The organism is Enterobacter cloacae complex sp. SHL001, from assembly GCF_049236825.1.
Classification (GTDB): domain Bacteria; phylum Pseudomonadota; class Gammaproteobacteria; order Enterobacterales; family Enterobacteriaceae; genus Enterobacter; species Enterobacter hormaechei_C.
The window spans coordinates 546,045-562,648 of the sequence record NZ_JBMKIP010000003.1 but is presented as its reverse complement, the minus strand read 5'-3'; the positions used below and the strand labels follow the sequence as shown (position 1 = coordinate 562,648).

15 protein-coding genes are annotated in these 16,604 nt (G+C 60.0%); 8 read left to right on the top strand and 7 right to left on the bottom strand.

The features are described 5' to 3' along the window. Positions 1-224: 224 nt before the first annotated feature. The 3 genes from ACOTYH_RS12060 to ACOTYH_RS12050 all read right to left on the bottom strand — a co-directional run bounded on the left by ACOTYH_RS12060 (position 225) and on the right by ACOTYH_RS12050 (position 3,014). Positions 225-1,190 (bottom strand): TerC family protein, encoded by a 966-nt coding sequence (locus tag ACOTYH_RS12060; protein ID WP_421637763.1) that lies wholly within the window; start codon positions 1,188-1,190, stop codon positions 225-227. Between the two features lie 251 nt (positions 1,191-1,441). Beyond that, positions 1,442-2,440 (bottom strand): Gfo/Idh/MocA family protein, encoded by a 999-nt coding sequence (locus tag ACOTYH_RS12055; protein ID WP_058671313.1) that lies wholly within the window; start codon positions 2,438-2,440, stop codon positions 1,442-1,444. 70 nt (positions 2,441-2,510) lie between these two features. Continuing rightward, complete coding sequence (locus ACOTYH_RS12050; protein ID WP_003862622.1) at positions 2,511-3,014, bottom strand: YgjP-like metallopeptidase domain-containing protein; 504 nt, start codon at positions 3,012-3,014, stop codon at positions 2,511-2,513. Between the two features lie 83 nt (positions 3,015-3,097). Between ACOTYH_RS12050 and rlmG the strand changes: the two genes are divergently transcribed. Next, on the top strand, positions 3,098-4,234 hold the full coding sequence (gene rlmG, locus ACOTYH_RS12045; RefSeq protein WP_032649625.1) for a 23S rRNA (guanine(1835)-N(2))-methyltransferase RlmG: 1,137 nt from the start codon (positions 3,098-3,100) through the stop codon (positions 4,232-4,234). A 103-nt stretch (positions 4,235-4,337) separates the two neighbouring features. Here the strand turns inward: rlmG and ACOTYH_RS12040 are convergent, their stop codons facing one another. The 3 genes from ACOTYH_RS12040 to lsrR form a co-directional block, all read right to left on the bottom strand. Then, a complete protein-coding gene (locus ACOTYH_RS12040; protein WP_421637762.1) occupies positions 4,338-6,359 on the bottom strand; it encodes an FAD-dependent oxidoreductase in 2,022 nt (673 codons plus the stop codon). Positions 6,360-6,537: 178 nt separating this feature from the next. Then, on the bottom strand, positions 6,538-8,133 hold the full coding sequence (lsrK, locus tag ACOTYH_RS12035) for an autoinducer-2 kinase (protein WP_033487678.1): 1,596 nt from the start codon (positions 8,131-8,133) through the stop codon (positions 6,538-6,540). A gap of 32 nt (positions 8,134-8,165) precedes the next feature. Beyond that, positions 8,166-9,137, bottom strand: a complete 972-nt coding sequence (gene lsrR / locus ACOTYH_RS12030) for a transcriptional regulator LsrR (protein WP_015571933.1) — start codon at positions 9,135-9,137, stop codon at positions 8,166-8,168. A 215-nt stretch (positions 9,138-9,352) separates the two neighbouring features. Here lsrR and lsrA point away from each other — a divergent pair, with 215 nt between their 5' ends. From lsrA to lsrG, 6 genes are read left to right on the top strand one after another with little or no spacing between them, the layout of a single operon-like run. Then, positions 9,353-10,840, top strand: coding sequence for an autoinducer 2 ABC transporter ATP-binding protein LsrA (gene lsrA, locus ACOTYH_RS12025; protein ID WP_058689637.1), 1,488 nt, complete (start codon positions 9,353-9,355; stop codon positions 10,838-10,840). Then, complete coding sequence (lsrC, locus tag ACOTYH_RS12020; protein WP_058689636.1) at positions 10,837-11,868, top strand: autoinducer 2 ABC transporter permease LsrC; 1,032 nt, start codon at positions 10,837-10,839, stop codon at positions 11,866-11,868. The genes lsrA and lsrC overlap by 4 nt, the downstream gene beginning before the upstream one ends. After that, positions 11,869-12,846, top strand: a complete 978-nt coding sequence (lsrD, locus tag ACOTYH_RS12015) for an autoinducer 2 ABC transporter permease LsrD (protein WP_058689635.1) — start codon at positions 11,869-11,871, stop codon at positions 12,844-12,846. It begins immediately after the preceding gene. 1 nt (position 12,847) lies between these two features. Next, positions 12,848-13,849 (top strand): autoinducer 2 ABC transporter substrate-binding protein LsrB, encoded by a 1,002-nt coding sequence (lsrB, locus tag ACOTYH_RS12010; protein WP_058689634.1) that lies wholly within the window; start codon positions 12,848-12,850, stop codon positions 13,847-13,849. A gap of 11 nt (positions 13,850-13,860) precedes the next feature. Then, the gene (gene lsrF / locus ACOTYH_RS12005; protein ID WP_017694299.1) at positions 13,861-14,748 is read left to right on the top strand and encodes a 3-hydroxy-5-phosphonooxypentane-2,4-dione thiolase; all 888 of its coding nucleotides are present in this window, start codon (positions 13,861-13,863) and stop codon (positions 14,746-14,748) included. Then, positions 14,745-15,038: a (4S)-4-hydroxy-5-phosphonooxypentane-2,3-dione isomerase gene (lsrG, locus tag ACOTYH_RS12000; RefSeq protein ID WP_023295476.1), complete on the top strand. Its 294-nt coding sequence runs from the start codon at positions 14,745-14,747 to the stop codon at positions 15,036-15,038. The genes lsrF and lsrG overlap by 4 nt, the downstream gene beginning before the upstream one ends. 182 nt (positions 15,039-15,220) lie before the next feature. On the opposite strand, the gene ACOTYH_RS11995 is transcribed toward lsrG, so the two are convergent. Beyond that, on the bottom strand, positions 15,221-15,910 hold the full coding sequence (locus tag ACOTYH_RS11995; RefSeq protein WP_058689633.1) for a B3/4 domain-containing protein: 690 nt from the start codon (positions 15,908-15,910) through the stop codon (positions 15,221-15,223). Positions 15,911-15,952: 42 nt separating this feature from the next. Here ACOTYH_RS11995 and ACOTYH_RS11990 point away from each other — a divergent pair, with 42 nt between their 5' ends. Further along, positions 15,953-16,555 (top strand): helix-turn-helix domain-containing protein, encoded by a 603-nt coding sequence (locus ACOTYH_RS11990; RefSeq protein ID WP_032669129.1) that lies wholly within the window; start codon positions 15,953-15,955, stop codon positions 16,553-16,555. Positions 16,556-16,604: the final 49 nt, after the last annotated feature.

The window sequence follows — 16,604 nt, the reverse complement described above, 5'->3', positions numbered from 1 at the left end:
ATTTGTGTCCGGATGTAAGTATTTGTTTGCCTGGTTGAGTATCAGGGAAAGCAGCGAAAGGCGGAAGCGTAAAATGCTGGATTTTACGTGTTGCGTCATGTTTTTTAACTATTGATTAACGAAAGTGCCGGGTGGCGCTGCGCTTACCCGGCCTACATTGCATTTCCCCCTCTCCCTGTGGGAGAGGGTTGGGGTGAGGGCATCAGCCCGCACCGAACGTTGCACTAAGCCTGCTGCTTCTTATCGTGCTGGCGGTTAACCCAGGTATTGATAATCAGCGTCACCAGCAGAATGCCAAACACCACGCCGAGCGAAATGGCGATCGGAATATGGTAGAAATCGACGATCAGCATCTTGATACCGATAAACACCAGAATCACCGACAGACCGTACTTCAGCATTGAGAAGCGCTCTGCCGCACCCGCCAGCAGGAAGTACATCGCACGCAGGCCGAGGATGGCGAACAGGTTAGAAGTCAGCACGATGAACGGGTCGGTAGTGACCGCAAAGATAGCCGGGATACTGTCCACCGCGAAAATCACGTCGCTCAGTTCGACCAGAATCAGCACCAGCAGCAGCGGGGTGGCGAACAGCAGGCCGTTCTTACGCACGAAGAAATGCTCGCTCTCGATCTTGTCCGTCATGCGCAGATGACCCCGGATCCACTTCACCAGCGGCTTATCACCGATCCCGGTATCGTCTTCTTTCGCCAGCGCCATTTTTACCCCGGTGAACAGCAGGAACGCGCCAAATACATACAGCAGCCATTCGAACTGGGTAATTAGCCAGCTACCGGCGAAGATCATGATGGTACGCAGGACAATAGCGCCCAGCACGCCGTACACCAGCACGCGGCGTTGCAGAGCCGCAGGCACGGCGAAGTAGCTGAACAGCATCAGCCAGACGAAGACGTTATCAACCGCCAGCGCTTTTTCAATCAGATAGCCGGTGAGGAAGGCGAGTGCCTGAGAATCGGCCACCGCGCGGCCTTCGGTTGAGGCCAGATACCACCAGAAGGCGGCGCAGAAGAGGAGTGAGAGGGTAACCCATACCAGCGACCAGACGGCGGCTTGCTTGACGCTCATGCCGTGCTCGCCGCGACGACCCTGCAAAAAGAGGTCGATTGCCAGCATGATGAGCACGACAACCGCGAATCCGCCCCACAGCATTGGAGTGCCGACAGAATGCATACTATTTTCCTTACACATAAAAAACAAAAACGGCCATGGTCAGAAGACGATAGCCGTTAGCTTTTTATGCATAGACCTCGCCTTCCGGCAAGGTCTCACTTACAACCACGAAGGTTGCCCGGCGACCGGATGCGGTTTTGCACGCATCGTAATGACGATCCACCGGCGAAGAAGTTACTCCCCTTTGCAGGTAACAAATTATGTCAGACCATCGGTTTCGTCAATGGTCTGCACGATTTCATTACACAGTTTTACGCGACGGCTTCCACATTCACGCCGTCTGCGGGGAAGATCACGCCAGTCTGTCGGCGGATCTCCGTTTGCAGTTTCGCCGTGGTGCGGCTGATCGCCAGCCCCGGGTGGTTCACTTCGTTGTCTTCTACCAGACGGGCGAAGACCTCTGCCTCATAGAGCATAGTGTTAATATGCTGAGGCTGCGTCAGCTCCTGCGCTTTGCCGCCGCGGGGAACGATGCTTAGCTTCTGGCATTCGGAGATTTTTTCGATCACCAGCGAGCCGTCTTCGCCCTGAATTTCGCTTGGCAGTACGGAGTCACTGACCTTCGAGTGCTGCAACGTCACGCTAAAATCACCGTAGTCCAGCACCACAACGCCGTGTGCATCCACGCCGCTTTCCAGCAGGCTGGCGGTGGCGGTTACGCCGTGCGGTTCACCCCACAGGGCGACCGCAGAGGCCAGGCAGTAAAAACCGATATCCATAATCGAGCCATTCGAGAATGCCGGGTTAAAGGTGTTCGGGTTTTCGCCGTCCAGGTAGCGCTGGTAGCGCGAGGAATACTGGCAGTAGTTGATAAAGGCTTTACGCACTTTGCCAATTTTCGGCAGCGATTGCTGCAACAGCAGGAAGTTCGGCAGGCTGGCGGTTTTGAACGCTTCAAACAGCACCACCTGGTTTTCGCGGGCAAGCGCAATGGCGGCTTCCACTTCCTCAATATTCGAGGCGAGCGGCTTCTCGCAGATCACATGCTTTTTGTGGCTGAGGAACAGCTTCGTTTGCGGGAAGTGCAGAGAATTCGGGCTGGCGATATAGACCGCGTCAATGGCGTCGCTTAGCGCCATCTCATCGAGCGAGGTGAACAGATGTTCAACCAGGTAGTCATTCGCAAAACTCTGCGCCTGCTCAAGGCTGCGGGAATAGACTGCGGTGAGCTTATATTTGCCGGTTTCGTGGGCGGCGTCGACGAACTGGCGCGTGATCCAGTTCGTACCGATGACTGCGAAACGTATCATAAACGTTTACGTACTCCGTAGCAGGGAACCTAAAGCCACTGTAGCACGTCATCATGACATTTCGCGTGCGCTACTGCGCATTACTCTTTAACGATAAATGCGTCAGCCACAAACGGGTATCAAACTCCAGCTGGTGGTACTGCGGCTCCATATGGCAGCACAGTGAGTAGAACGCTTTGTCGTGCTCTTTCTCTTTCAGGTGCGCCAGCTCGTGCACCACGATCATCCGCAGAAAGGCTTCCGGCGCATTGCGAAAGACGGTCGCGACGCGGATCTCCGCTTTGGCCTTCAGCTTGCCGCCCTGTACGCGGGAGATGGCGGTATGCAGGCCGAGCGCGTTTTTCAGCACGTGGATCTTATTGTCGTACATCACCTTGTTGATCGGCGGAGCGCTCTTAAGATACTGGTTTTTCAGATCCTGCGTATACTGCCAGAGGGCTTTGTCAGTCGCGAAATCATGCGTGCCCGGGTAGCGTTTCTCCAGCACCGCACCGAGCTTTCCCGCGGCAATCAGGTCACGAACCTGGGAAAGTAAATGCTCCGGATAGCCCTGGAGATAAGTCAGCTGGTTCATCAAAACCCCAAAATAGTGTGAAAACGGGTATACTCACGCACCCTTTTCAGGGATACGCCAAATTTTACCATTCAGGAGGGCCGATGAGCCACTTAGACAACGGTTTCCGTTCACTCAACCTTAAACGTTTCCCGGAAACGGACGACGTTAACCCGCTTCAGGCGTGGGAAGCGGCGGATGAATATCTGCTGCAACAGTTGGATGGGACTGAAATCAGCGGCCCGGTTCTGATCCTGAATGACGCGTTTGGCGCGCTGGCCTGCGCGCTGGCGGAACATGCGCCTTACAGTATCGGCGATTCTTACTTAAGCGAGCTGGCGACGCGTGAAAACCTGCGTCACAACGATATCGACGAATCCAGCGTGAAGTTCCTCGACAGCACCGCGGACTACCCGCAGGCGCCGGGCGTGGTGCTGATTAAAGTGCCCAAAACCATGGCGCTGCTGGAGCAGCAGCTTCGCGCGCTGCGTAAGGTCGTGACGCCGGATACGCGTATTATCGCGGGTGCCAAAGCGCGCGATATTCACACCTCGACGCTGGAATTGTTCGAGAAAGTGCTCGGCCCGACCACCACGACGCTTGCCTGGAAAAAAGCGCGCCTGATCAACTGTACCTTCAGCGCACCGGCGCTGGCCGACGCGCCGGAGACGCTGAGCTGGAAGCTGGAAGGCACCGACTGGACCATCCACAACCACGCGAACGTTTTCTCCCGTACCGGTCTGGATATCGGCGCACGCTTCTTTATGGAACATCTGCCGGAAAACCTGGAAGGGGAAATCGTTGATCTCGGCTGCGGTAACGGCGTGATTGGCCTGACGCTGCTGGCGAAGAACCCGGAGGCCAGCGTGGTGTTCAGCGACGAATCGCCAATGGCGGTGGCCTCCAGCCGTCTGAACGTGGAAACCAACCTGCCGGAGGCACTGGATCGCTGCGAGTTTATGATCAATAACGCGCTGTCGGGCGTAGAGCCTTTCCGCTTCAACGCGGTATTCTGTAACCCGCCATTCCACCAGAAGCACGCCCTGACGGATAACGTCGCGTGGGAGATGTTCCACCACGCGCGCCGCTGCCTGAAAATCAACGGCGAGCTGTATATCGTGGCGAACCGCCATCTGGACTACTTCCACAAGCTGAAGAAGATTTTCGGCAACTGCGTCACCATTGCCACCAATAACAAATTCGTGGTGCTGAAATCGGTGAAGCTGGGGCGTCGTCGGTAAGATTGGGTATGTGCGGCCTGATGCCCGGTGGCGCTTCGTTTACCGGGCCTACAATGGCCTCGAACCCGTAGGCCGGGCAAGCGAAGCGCCGCCCGGCAATGCCCTAGATCGCCAGAGCTAACTTCGTCCCCTGCGCAATTGCCCGCCGCGCATCCAGCTCCATCGCCACATCGCACCCGCCGATCAAATGCACCGTTTTCCCCGCCTCACGCAGCGGATCCGCCAGATCCCGCTTCGGCTCCTGCCCGGCGCACAAAATCACATGATCCACGCGCAGCAGTTGCGGTTCGCCGCCGATCAGCACGTGCAGCCCGTCGTCGTCGATCTTCTGGTAGCTCACCCCGGGGATCATCTTCACCCCGCGCGCGAGCAGGGTGGCGCGGTGGATCCAGCCCGTGGTTTTCCCCAGCCCTTCACCCGGCTTGCTGGCTTTACGCTGGAGCATCACAATCTGACGCGGGCTTTTCGGCAGCTGCGGACCTTCCGGGCGTAAACCGCCGGACTGACTGAGACTGGTATCAATGCCCCATTCCACGCAGAACTCAGCGATGTTCTGGCTGGTGGCTTCGCCCGGCTGGCTTAAATACATCGCGGTATCAAAACCGATCCCGCCGCAGCCGATGATCGCCACCTTCTCGCCAACCGGCGCTTTGTCCCTTAATACATCCAGATAGCTCAATACCTTCGGATGATGGATGCCTTCGATCGCAGGTGTGCGCGGGGCGATCCCACTCGCGAGGATCACCTCGTCGAAACCGATCAGATCCGCCGCGCTGACAAACTGTTTAAGCCGCAGATCGACGCCCGTCACCTCGATCATCCGGCGGTAATAGCGCAGCGTTTCGTAGAACTCCTCTTTGCCGGGGATCTGTCTGGCGATAGTAAACTGCCCGCCGATTTCCGCCAGCGCATCAAACAGCGTCACGCTGTGCCCGCGCGAGGCGGCATTGACTGCAAACGCCAGGCCCGCCGGCCCTGCACCCACCACGGCCAGACGCTTCTTGTTGACCGCAGGAACGATCGGCATTTTGGTTTCATGGCAGGCGCGGGGGTTAACGAGGCAGGAGGTGACCTTGCCGACGAAGATCTGATCCAGACACGCCTGGTTACAGCCGATGCAGGTATTAATCTCGTCCGCACGGCCGCTTTGCGCTTTGGAGAGCAGTTCGGCATCCGCGAGGAACGGGCGCGCCATCGATACCATATCGGCATCGCCGCGTGAGATCACATCCTCCGCCACCTGCGGATCGTTAATGCGGTTGGTGGTGACCAGTGGAACGGAGACTTTGCCTTTCAGCTTGCGCGTTACCCAGCTGAACGCCGCGCGCGGCACCGGCGTAGCGATGGTCGGAATGCGCGCTTCGTGCCAGCCAATCCCGGTGTTGATGATGGTGGCGCCAGCGGCTTCAATCGCCTGCGCCAGCTGCACGGTTTCGTCGAAGGTGCCGCCGCCCTCTACCAGGTCGAGCATCGACAGGCGGAAGATGATAATAAAATCCGTACCCGCACGTTCACGCACCGCGCGCACCACCTCCACGGCAAAACGCATCCGGCGGGCATAGTCGCCACCCCATTCGTCGTCGCGCTGGTTGGTGCGTGCGGCGAGGAATTCGTTGATCAGGTAGCCTTCCGAGCCCATCACCTCCACCCCGTCGTAGCCCGCTTCCCGCGCCAGCGCGGCGCAGCGGGCAAAATCGTCTATCAGGGCCAGGATCTCGTCGTGGCTGAGGGCATGGGGAGTAAAGCGGTTAATCGGCGCCTGAATAGCCGAGGGGGCAACCAGGTTCGGCTGATAGCTGTAGCGTCCGGTATGCAGAATTTGCAGGGCGATTTTGCCGCCCTCGCGGTGGACCGCGTCGGTCACAATGCGGTGATGCGGCAGCTGTGACGCATCGTTCAACACTGCGCCGCCCTCCATCGTCACGCCGGAAGGGGCAGGGGCTATGCCGCCGGTGACAATCAGCGCCACCCCGTGGCGCGCGCGCTCGGCATAGAAGGCTGCCAGACGTTCAGCCCCGTCCGGACGCTCCTCCAGCCCGGTGTGCATCGAGCCCATCAGCACGCGGTTTTTGAGGGTGGTGAACCCCAGATCGAGAGGGGCGAATAACGACGGGTAGCGGCTCATAGTCTCTTCCAGTGTAAAATTATTGTTATGTGGTCGGATGAGTTACTAATTTAGCCAGCGGGGAGTAAAAGGGAAAAGGGGAATGCAGTGAATGTGATGGGATTCAAATATTGGTGTGGCCTGATGCCCTCACCCTAACCCTCTCCCACAGGGAGAGGGGACTTAATCTCCCTCTCCCTTAGGGAGAGGGCCGGGGTGAGGGGGATGCCCGCACCAGCCCCGGTGCCTGCCACATCGACGTCGTCAGCCCGCTGTCCACCAGCCCAAGCTGGTCGGCATACACCGCCTGCCATTTCTGCATCATGCCGTCGTACAGCTCGCGGTGCTGCGGGTTCGGCGTGAACTCGCGGCTCCACTTCACCAGCCGCTCGCCCGTCGAAGCCATATCCGCAAACAACCCCGCGCCAGCACCTGCCGCAATCGCGCAACCCAGCGCCGTTGCCTCTTTGACTTCCGGCACGCGCACCGGCAGCCCGGTAACGTCGCTTAAAATCTGGCTCCACAGGGCGCCTTTGGCCCCGCCACCCGCAAACACCAGGCTCTCAAACGTCACGCCGGAGAAGCGCGAAATCTGCGCCAGGTTGCAGGCCGAGACGATGGCCGCGTTCTCTTCCAGCGCGCGGAACAGCGTCGCTTTGTTGCACTTTTCCGGGTCGATGGAGAGGTTAATAAACGACGGCGCTGCGTGATACCACTGCTTAAAATGCATCGCGTCGGAGAAGATCGGCATTACGCCGTGGGAGCCCGCCGGGACGCGGCTCGCCATCTCTTCGAGCAGGGAGTAGGTGTCCATTCCCATTCGTTCGGCAATCAGCTTCTCTTCGGCGCAGAAGGCGTCGCGGAACCAGCGCATGGTTAGCCCGGTAAAGAAGCTGATCGACTCCGCCTGCGCCATGCCGGGGATGACGTGCGGGTTTACGCGGATGTTCATCTCAGGGTCGGTGCGCACCTGCGGCAGATTCACCACCTGCTGCCAGAAGGTGCCGCCGAGAACCGCCGTTTGTCCGGCGCGGACCACGCCCAGCCCCAGACAGCCCAGCTGCACGTCGCCGCCGCCCATCACCACCGGTGTGCCTTCGCGCAGGCCGCTCTGCTGCGCGGCCTGTCTGGTAATCGCCCCCAGCACGGTGCCGGTCTCTTTCACCGGAGAGAGAATATCGGCGCGCAGCCCGGCCATGTCGAGCAGCGCCGGACGCCAGTCGCGGGAGAAGAGATCCAGCATGCCGGTGGTGCCCGCATTGGACGGATCGACCGCCAGCTCACCGGAGAGCTTCGCCGCCAGCCAGTCGCTGATCATGGTGATGGTGGCGGCTTTACGATAAATATCCGGACGATGGTGCGCCAGCCACAGCAGGCGCGGCATGGCGCTGAGGGCAAGCGTCTGGCCGGAAACATCATACACTTCGGATTCAAACCGGTAGTCGTGGATCTCTTTGAGTTCAGCCACCTCGCGGCTGGCGCGGGCGTCGACGTTGGCGCAGGCCCAGATAGCCTCGCCGTTGCGGTCGTACAGCACAATCCCTTCGCGCATCGAGCAGCAGGCGACGGACTGAATATCCGCCGCGCTCAGGCGTGCGCGCTCCAGCGCCTGATGAATACACCGGCAGGCCAGCCGCCAGTTGGTGTCGAGGTCGAACTCCATCGAGCCCGGCACGTTCTCCACGCTCAGGTGCTTCCACTCGGCCTGGCCAACGGCAATCTGGTTGCCCTGTAAATCAAAAATCACGGCGCGAACGCTGCCTGTCCCTGCATCTAACGCTAAAAGGTAACTCATGAGCTTGCCTCGTGTCAGGCGCAGGGCTGCTCTTATCCGGCCAGAGCCAGCACCGCGCGGGCTGTCGTCTCTTCCGTCACCAGGCCATTAATACGGCGACCTTTCAGTGCGGCATAAATCGCATCGGCTTTCTCTTCCCCTCCGGCCACGCCTACGATGGTGGGCAGCTGCGCCAGTTCATCGAGCGTGACGCCCAGTAATTCTTTGTGGATCTCCAGCTCCTCAACGCATTCCCCTTCGGCATTGAGGAAATAGCCAAGGATATCGCCCACCGCGCCTTTACGGGCGTACATCAGCTGTTCACCTTCGCTGATATAGCCGGAGCGCAGTATCGTCGCGTCACGGCGCTGGTTTACCGAGCCAATCCCGACCACCGCCACGTCAGCCGCGGTGGCGGCGAGGATCACGTCCCGCACGCTGGTTTCGCGCTTTAAGATCCCGGCGACTTCAGCGGATGACACGCGAAGCGGGGCGGGGATCATGCTGACGCTACAGGCTGCATCCAGCTGGCCGATACCGGTCATATACGGCCCGACGCCGCCGGAGAGCGTCACCAGGCGGATCTGCTGCGAGCTGATAAAGCCGCTTAAGTGTTGCAGACTGCTCATGGTGGTTTCACCGAAGCCCACCGCTAACAGCTGGCCGGGTTGCAGTACGCCCATCAGCGACTGTGCCGCGCCAATGCCCAGCCGCACGTTCATCGGCGGCGTATTCAGGGCGGGCATCACGCGCACCAGCTTCAGGCCAAATCGTTGTTGCAGCTCGGTTTCCAGCGCCAGGCAGCCCTCGTAGCGGGAGTTGATCTGCACGCGGATCACCCCGGACTGACGGCCTTTCTCCAGCAGGCGGGAGATCTTCAGACGCGGCAGCCCGAGCCGTTCGCCGATGTCGTTCTGGGTCAGCCCGTCGTGGTAGTAGCACCAGGCCACGCGCGCCACCAGCTCCTCTTCCGCCAGTGCCAGCCCGGCAAACCGTCCTTCTTCCGCAGTGCGTTTATCGCTCATAATTGAACTCTTATAAAAATTTAGATCATATGTTCGTGATGGTGCGACGTGAAAATGTGAGCCACGCGACAAAACGGATCTTTTCGATCGTTTCCGCTTTATCTGAATCTCAATCGATAAAACTGTGATCCCTGCACGGTTGTAAATATAGTTCACCGTCTACGCTTTTGAACATTATTAAATATAAAAATCATTTGTTCAATAGCGGAGCGATGATGACACCACTTCTCGACGCGCGTGATATCAGCAAGCAGTTTTCAGGCGTACCGGTCTTAAAAGGCATTGATTTCACGCTGCTTGCGGGGCAGGTGCATGCGCTGATGGGCGGTAACGGCGCGGGAAAATCGACGCTGATGAAGATCATCGCCGGGGTAGAAACCCCGGATAGCGGTGAACTTTCGGTGGCGGGTGAGTCTTTTGCACGGCTTACCCCGGCGCAGGCGCACAGGTTAGGCATTTATCTGGTGCCGCAGGAGCCGCTGCTATTTCCCAACCTGACGGTGCGGGAAAACATCCTGTTTCGTCTGCCGCGAGAGCGCGATCGGGAAAAACGCCTGGCGGAAAAACTCCGGCAGCTGCAATGCCAGCTTAACCTCGACGCTACCGCCAGCACCCTCGAGGTGGCGGACCAGCAGATGGTGGAGATCCTGCGCGGGCTGATGCGCAACGCCAGAATTCTGATCCTTGATGAACCCACGGCCTCGCTGACGCCCGGTGAAACCGAACGGCTGTTTCGCCAGATCCGCGCCTTGCAGGATCTTGGCGTCGGGATTGTTTTTATCTCGCATAAGCTGCCGGAGATTCGCATGCTTTCGAGTCACGTCTCAGTGATGCGCGACGGCGCGGTGGTGCTCAGCGGCGAAACTGCGCATTTTGACGATAACGCCCTGATCGCCGCCATGACGCCGGTAAGCCGGGAGACATCCCTGAGCGATACGCAAAAGCTGTGGCTGGCGCTGCCGGGCAACCGCCGCACCCAGGCGCAGGATTTTCCCGTGCTGCGCGTGGAAGCGCTCACCGGGGAGGGCTTTATCGATCTCAGCCTTGAGATTTACGCCGGGGAGATTGTCGGTCTGGCCGGGCTGGTGGGGTCCGGGCGCACCGAGTTTGCCGAAACGCTCTACGGCCTGCGTCCGGTTCGCGGCGGGCGGGTGTGGCTGGAGAGCCAGGAGATCACCGCCGATCCGGTCAGTTCACGCCTGCAAAAAGGGCTGGTCTATCTGCCGGAAGACAGGCAGGTGTCCGGCCTGTTTCTCGACGCGCCGATCCGCTGGAACACCGTGGCGCTGAACGAGCCGTCGCTCTGGCAGCAGCGAAAGCGGGAGTCTGCGGTAGTGGAACGCTATCACCGGGCGCTGGGGATCAAGCTCAACCATGCGGATCAAACCGTGCGCACGCTCTCCGGTGGTAATCAGCAGAAGGTGCTGCTGGCGCGCTGTCTTGAGGCCAACCCGCTGCTGCTGATCGTCGATGAACCGACGCGCGGCGTGGACGTATCGGCGCGCGCTGATATTTATCAGCTGCTGAAAAGCGTGGCGGCGCAGAACGTGGCGGTGCTGATGATCTCAAGCGATCTCGATGAGTTTCCCGGCCTCGCGGATCGGGTGCTGGTAATGCATCAGGGCGTGCTCAGCGGCGAGCTGCCGCGCCACGCCGTCAGCCTCGACCGGATGATGGCGCTGGCGTTTGGAGGGCAATCATGAAGATCTTACTGAAAAACCGCGAGCTGAGCGCGTTTCTCTCCATTCTGGCGCTGTTCGCCGTGCTGGTGGCGCTGAACCCGTCCTACCTGAGCTTACAGACGCTGGGGATGATCTTCGCCAGCTCGCAGATCTTGATCCTGCTGGCTATCGGCGCGGCGCTGGTGATGCTGACCCGCAATATTGACGTCTCCGTCGGCTCCACCGTCGGGCTTTCCGCTATTGCCGTCGGCGTGGCGCTGAACGGCGGCTACAGCCTGCCCGTTTCCATTCTCTTCGCGCTGTCGCTCGGCGCGCTGGCGGGGGCGTTCAACGGTTTTCTGGTGGTGGGCCTGCGCATTCCGGCGATTGTCGCCACCCTCGGCACGCTGGGGCTGTATCGTGGGGCGATGCTGCTGTGGACCGGCGGGAAGTGGATAGAAGGGCTGCCGCCGGGGCTGAAATCTCTCTCTGAGCCCGCCGCCGTCGGCATTTCGCCGCTCGGCATACTGGTGTTGATTATCGCGGCCATCGGCGCGTGGACGCTGTCGCGCACCGCCTTTGGACGTGATTTTTACGCCGTGGGGGATAACCTCGCCGCCGCGCGCCAGCTGGGCGTGGCGGTGAACCGCAACCGCATGATCGCCTTTACCCTCAACGGCATGCTGGCGGCCTGCGCCGGGATTGTGTTTGCCTCACAGATTGGCTTCGTGCCGAACCAGACCGGCAGCGGGCTGGAGATGAAGGCCATCGCCGCCTGCGTGCTCGGTGGCATCTCGCTGCTGGGCGGCACCGGCACGCTGGTTGGCGCCTTCCTCGGCGCGTTCTTCCTCACCCAAATCGATACCGTGCTGGTGCTGTTCAGGCTCCCGGCGTGGTGGAACGACTTTATCGCCGGGCTGGTGCTGCTGGGTGTGCTGGTGCTCGACGGGCGGCTGCGTCAGGCGCTCTCACGGCATCAGCGGGCGCTGAAATACAGCCGTTTCCAGCCGGGTAACAAAGGGGGAAAGCACGTTACCCCGTTTCCGAAACGCAAAAAAGAGGTGGCGTAAATGAGGCTTAACTGGGAAAGCGCGCTGCTGATTTTACTGGTGCTGGAGATCCTGCTCTTCGGCGCCATCAACCCGCGCATGCTTGATATCAACATGCTGCTGTTCAGCACCAGCGACTTTATCTGCATTGGCATCGTGGCGCTGCCGCTTACGCTTGTGATTATCAGCGGCGGGATCGATATTTCCCTCGGCTCAACCATCGGCCTGTGCGCCATCGCGCTGGGGGTGATGATGCAGGCAGGGTGGCCGATGGCGGTTGCCATCCCTCTGACGCTGCTGCTCGGCCTGCTGTGCGGGCTGGTTAACGCATTGCTTATTCACTACACCGGGATCAGCCCGCTGGTGATCACTCTCGGTACGCTGTACCTGTACGGCGGCGGGGCGCTGCTGCTCTCCGGCATGGCGGGGGCGACGGGGTACGAGGGGATCGGCGGCTTCCCGGACAGCTTTACCGCGTTCGCTAACCTCACCGTTTTAGGGCTGCCGATCCCGCTGGTGCTGTTCGCCTTTATCACGCTGTTCTTCTGGCTGATTACCCACCGCGGACGCTTCGGACGCCACCTGTTTCTGATAGGGCAAAACCCGCGCGCGGCGCGCTATGCGGCGCTGTCGGTGAGCGGGATGCCCTACGCGCTGTACGGCCTGGTGGGCGTGGCCTCGGCGATTGCCGCGCTGGTGATGGTCTCCTATTTCGGCTCGGCGCGTTCGGATTTAGGGCGCGATCTGCTGATGCCCGCGCTTACCGCCGCGGTTCTCGGCGGGGCGAATATTTATGGCGGTTCAGGTTCGGTTGTGGGTACGGCACTGGCGGCGCTGCTGGTGGGGTATCTGCAACAGGGTTTACAGATGGTCGGCATCCCCAACCAGGTGTCGAGCGCGCTGTCAGGGGCGCTGCTGGTTGTGGTGGTGATGGGACGTTCGCTGAGTCTGCACCGTGAATGGGTGCGATCTCTCTTTAGAAAACTATCCGGAGCGTAAGATGAAAACAAAACTGATCGTGCTGGCGATGGCTCTCAGCGTTGCGTCGGCGCAGGCGGCAGACCGCATCGCCTTTATCCCGAAACTGGTAGGCGTGGGATTCTTCACCAGCGGCGGCAACGGCGCGAAAGAGGCGGGGAAAGATCTCGGCGTGGACGTGACCTACGACGGCCCGACCGAGCCGAGCGTCTCCGGCCAGGTGCAGCTGATCAATAACTTCGTCAACCAGGGCTATAACGCCATTATCGTCTCCGCCGTGTCGCCGGACGGCCTCTGCCCGGCACTGAAGCGCGCGATGCAGCGCGGAGTCAAGGTCCTGACCTGGGATTCCGACACCAAACCGGAGTGCCGCAGCATCTACATCAACCAGGGAACGCCGGAGCAGCTCGGCGGCCTGCTGGTGGAGATGGCGGGCAAACAGGTCACCAAACCGAACGCGAAAGTGGCGTTCTTCTACTCCAGCCCGACCGTTACCGACCAGAACCAGTGGGTGAAAGAGGCAAAGGCCAAAATCGAGAAAGATCATCCTCAGTGGCAGGTCGTCACCACCCAGTTTGGCTATAACGACGCCACCAAATCCCTGCAAACCGCCGAGGGGATCTTAAAAGCCTACCCGGATCTGGACGCGATTATCGCCCCGGACGCCAACGCCCTGCCAGCCGCGGCACAGGCGGCGGAAAACCTGAAACGGGAAGGGGTAGCGATTGTCGGCTTCAGCACGCCGAACGTGATGCGCCCGTACGTTGAGCGCGGCACGGTGAAAGCCTTCGGCCTGTGGGATGTGGTGCAACAGGGCAAAATTGCGGTCAATGTCGCCGATCGTTTACTGAAAAAAGGCGATCTTAACCCTGGCGACAGCGTCGACGTGAAAGATATCGGGACGCTGAAGGTCGAGCCGAACAGCGTGCAGGGCTACCAGTATGAGGCGAAGGGCAACGGCATCGTGCTGCTGCCGGAGCGGGTGGTGTTCACCAAAGAGAACATCAACAAATACGATTTCTGACGGGGGAGCAAATGGCTGATTTAGATGACATCAAAGACGGCAAGGATTTTGGCATCGGCACGCCGCAGCAGAATGTGCCGTACACCCTGAAGGGCTGCGGCTCGCTGGACTGGGGAATGCAGTCGAGGCTTGCGCGCATCTTCAACCCACAGAGCAACCGCACGGTGATGCTAGCCTTTGACCACGGCTACTTTCAGGGGCCGACCACCGGCCTTGAGCGTATCGATCTCTCCATCGCGCCGCTGTTTGGTGAAACCGACGTGCTGATGTGCACCCGCGGCATCCTCAGGAGCCAGGTGCCTGCCGCCACGAACAAACCGGTGGTGCTGCGCGCCTCCGGCGGTAACTCGATTCTGGGCGAGCTGTCCAACGAGTGCGTGGCGGTGGCGATGGAGGACGCGCTGCGCCTGAACGTCTGCGCGGTGGCGGCGCAGGTGTATATCGGAAGCCCGTTTGAGCATCAGTCGATCAACAACATCATCAAGCTGGTGGATGCGGGGGCGCGCTACGGCATGCCGACGCTGGCGGTGACGGGCGTCGGGAAAGAGATGGCGCGTGACGCGCGCTATTTCTCGCTTGCCAGCCGCATCGCCGCCGAAATGGGAGCGCAGTTCGTCAAAACCTACTACGTGGACGAGGGCTTTGAAAAAGTGACCGCCAGCTGCCCGGTGCCGATTGTTATCGCCGGGGGCAAAAAGCTGCCGGAGCACGAGGCGCTGGAGATGTGCTGGCGGGCGATTGACCAGGGCGCATCCGGCGTGGACATGGGGCGGAATATCTTCCAGTCCAGCGCGCCACTCGCCATGCTGAAGGCGGTGAAGAAAGTCGTTCACGAGAACATGAGCGCCCGGGAGGCGTTCCAGTTCTGGCAGGAAGAGAAACAGGGAGAAGCAAAATGAACGTGACGCTGGTGGAGATTAATATTAAACCCGAGCGGGTGGACGAGTTTCTGGAGGTATTTCGCGCCAACCACGAGGGGGCCATCAAGGAGCCGGGAAACCTGCGCTTTGATGTCTTGCAGGACCCGCGGGTGAAAACCCGCTTCTTTATCTACGAAGCCTATAAGGACGAAGCGGCGGTGCTGGCGCATAAGCAAACGCCACACTATCTGGCGTGCGTGGATAAGCTTGAAGAGCTGATGTCAGAGCCGCGCAAAAAACGCTGTTTTGTGGGGTTGTTGCCGGAGTAGCGGCTTTGCCCGGTGGCGCTGCGCTTACCGGGCCTACGGGGATGGTGCGATGTTTGCCCGGTGGCGCTGCGCTTACCGGGCCTACGGGGGATGGTGCGATGTTTGCCCGGTGGCGCTGCGCTTACCGGGCCTACATATGCAGTATTTGTAGGCCGGGTAAGCGAAGCGCCACCCGGCGTTGTTCACGCCAGCTCCAGCAACTGAATACGCGCCGTCGCGCCCGGCATCAGCTTTTGCAGATTGCTCACCAGCTCATCGCCAGCTTCCTGTAATGTCGCCAGCGGCATCGACGGCAGGCTTTCGAGAATAAACCACATGGATTGCGCCTGGCTGTCCAGAAGCGTGCGTACCCCCTGTCGCCAGTTCCAGCGGCGGCAGGTGACGCCGAGATCGTCACGCCAGATAACTTCGCCTGGCTCCGGATTTTCTACAACCGGCTCACCTTCTTTAAAGGTATCAAACGGCTCGCTGCCGTCGGCCAGCGTCAGGCGCGGCGCTCCCGAGTAAGCCGCCAGATTTTCTCCCCCTACCGGAATAGCGTAGCGGATACTGATGGCATTATAGATATCCACCACCGGGTCGAGCGGCGGCAGCGAACCGTCTCTCATCACGCGCTTGCGCAGGGCCGAGGCCGAGCAGGGTGTACGTTTGGGTTTTGCACCAAAGGCTTTAAACACCTCATCCCAGGCGGCGAGATGATTTTCTGCCCAGGGCACATCATCATTGAGCATCTGCTGGCAGGCCTGCGCCAGCGCAGCGGGCGCAACCTCCGGTTGGGTAATCGGGGCAGCTTCAACCAGAATGCTCAGTGCCCGAAAGCCGGGCGCGATCCCGACAAGTCGCGAATCTATTGACGGTGTTAGAAGAGACATAAATAATCCTGTATTGACTGTTTTATACCATGGTAGTGAACAATGACTGATAAAGTCAATATAATGACCGATGCGGGCGCCGATGTTGCCCAGGTAAGCCTGGCCGTGGCGAACCGTATCCGCAGCTGGCGGAAAGAGAAAAAGCTGTCGCTGGACGAGCTTTCCCGCCGCGCCAGCGTCAGCAAAGGCATGCTGGTGGAGATCGAAAAAGGGGCTGCCAACCCCAGCATTGCCATTCTGTGCAAACTGGCCGCCGCGCTTGGCGTCTCGGTGGCAGACATCGTTAACGTCTCCAGCGAGCCGCAGGTACACATTATTCAGGAAGAGGCGATCCCGGTTCTGTGGCAGGGCGCACAGGGCGGTTATGCCAGATTGCTGGCAGGCACCGCAGGCCCGGACATGATTGAGCTGTGGCAGTGGGAGATGCATCCGGGAGAGACTTTCACCTCTCCGGGACATCCCGCGGGAACCTTTGAGCTGCTGCACGTGAACGAAGGCATGTTAACCCTGACGGTGGACGAGACGGTGGTACAGGTTAATGCTGGCGCGTCGGCGGTGGCGAAAACGGAAGCCGCGCACGGCTATGCCAATGAAGGCGATACCGTACTTCGCTTCACCATGACGGTGGCGGAGTTCCACCGATAAAAAGCAGCCCGGTGGCGCTACGCTTACCGGGCCTACGTATGCAGTATTT

Coding starts and splice junctions, on each gene's coding strand:
- lsrR (WP_015571933.1), bottom strand. CDS start 9,137: ATGAGCGATAAACGCACTGCGGAAGAAGGACGGTTTGCCGGGCTGGCA.
- ACOTYH_RS12050 (WP_003862622.1), bottom strand. CDS start 3,014: ATGAACCAGCTGACTTATCTCCAGGGCTATCCGGAGCATTTACTTTCC.
- ACOTYH_RS11990 (WP_032669129.1), top strand. CDS start 15,953: ATGACTGATAAAGTCAATATAATGACCGATGCGGGCGCCGATGTTGCC.
- lsrA (WP_058689637.1), top strand. CDS start 9,353: ATGACACCACTTCTCGACGCGCGTGATATCAGCAAGCAGTTTTCAGGC.
- lsrC (WP_058689636.1), top strand. CDS start 10,837: ATGAAGATCTTACTGAAAAACCGCGAGCTGAGCGCGTTTCTCTCCATT.
- lsrF (WP_017694299.1), top strand. CDS start 13,861: ATGGCTGATTTAGATGACATCAAAGACGGCAAGGATTTTGGCATCGGC.
- ACOTYH_RS12060 (WP_421637763.1), bottom strand. CDS start 1,190: ATGCATTCTGTCGGCACTCCAATGCTGTGGGGCGGATTCGCGGTTGTC.
- lsrD (WP_058689635.1), top strand. CDS start 11,869: ATGAGGCTTAACTGGGAAAGCGCGCTGCTGATTTTACTGGTGCTGGAG.
- lsrB (WP_058689634.1), top strand. CDS start 12,848: ATGAAAACAAAACTGATCGTGCTGGCGATGGCTCTCAGCGTTGCGTCG.
- ACOTYH_RS12055 (WP_058671313.1), bottom strand. CDS start 2,440: ATGATACGTTTCGCAGTCATCGGTACGAACTGGATCACGCGCCAGTTC.
- lsrG (WP_023295476.1), top strand. CDS start 14,745: ATGAACGTGACGCTGGTGGAGATTAATATTAAACCCGAGCGGGTGGAC.
- ACOTYH_RS11995 (WP_058689633.1), bottom strand. CDS start 15,910: ATGTCTCTTCTAACACCGTCAATAGATTCGCGACTTGTCGGGATCGCG.
- lsrK (WP_033487678.1), bottom strand. CDS start 8,133: ATGAGTTACCTTTTAGCGTTAGATGCAGGGACAGGCAGCGTTCGCGCC.
- rlmG (WP_032649625.1), top strand. CDS start 3,098: ATGAGCCACTTAGACAACGGTTTCCGTTCACTCAACCTTAAACGTTTC.
- ACOTYH_RS12040 (WP_421637762.1), bottom strand. CDS start 6,359: ATGAGCCGCTACCCGTCGTTATTCGCCCCTCTCGATCTGGGGTTCACC.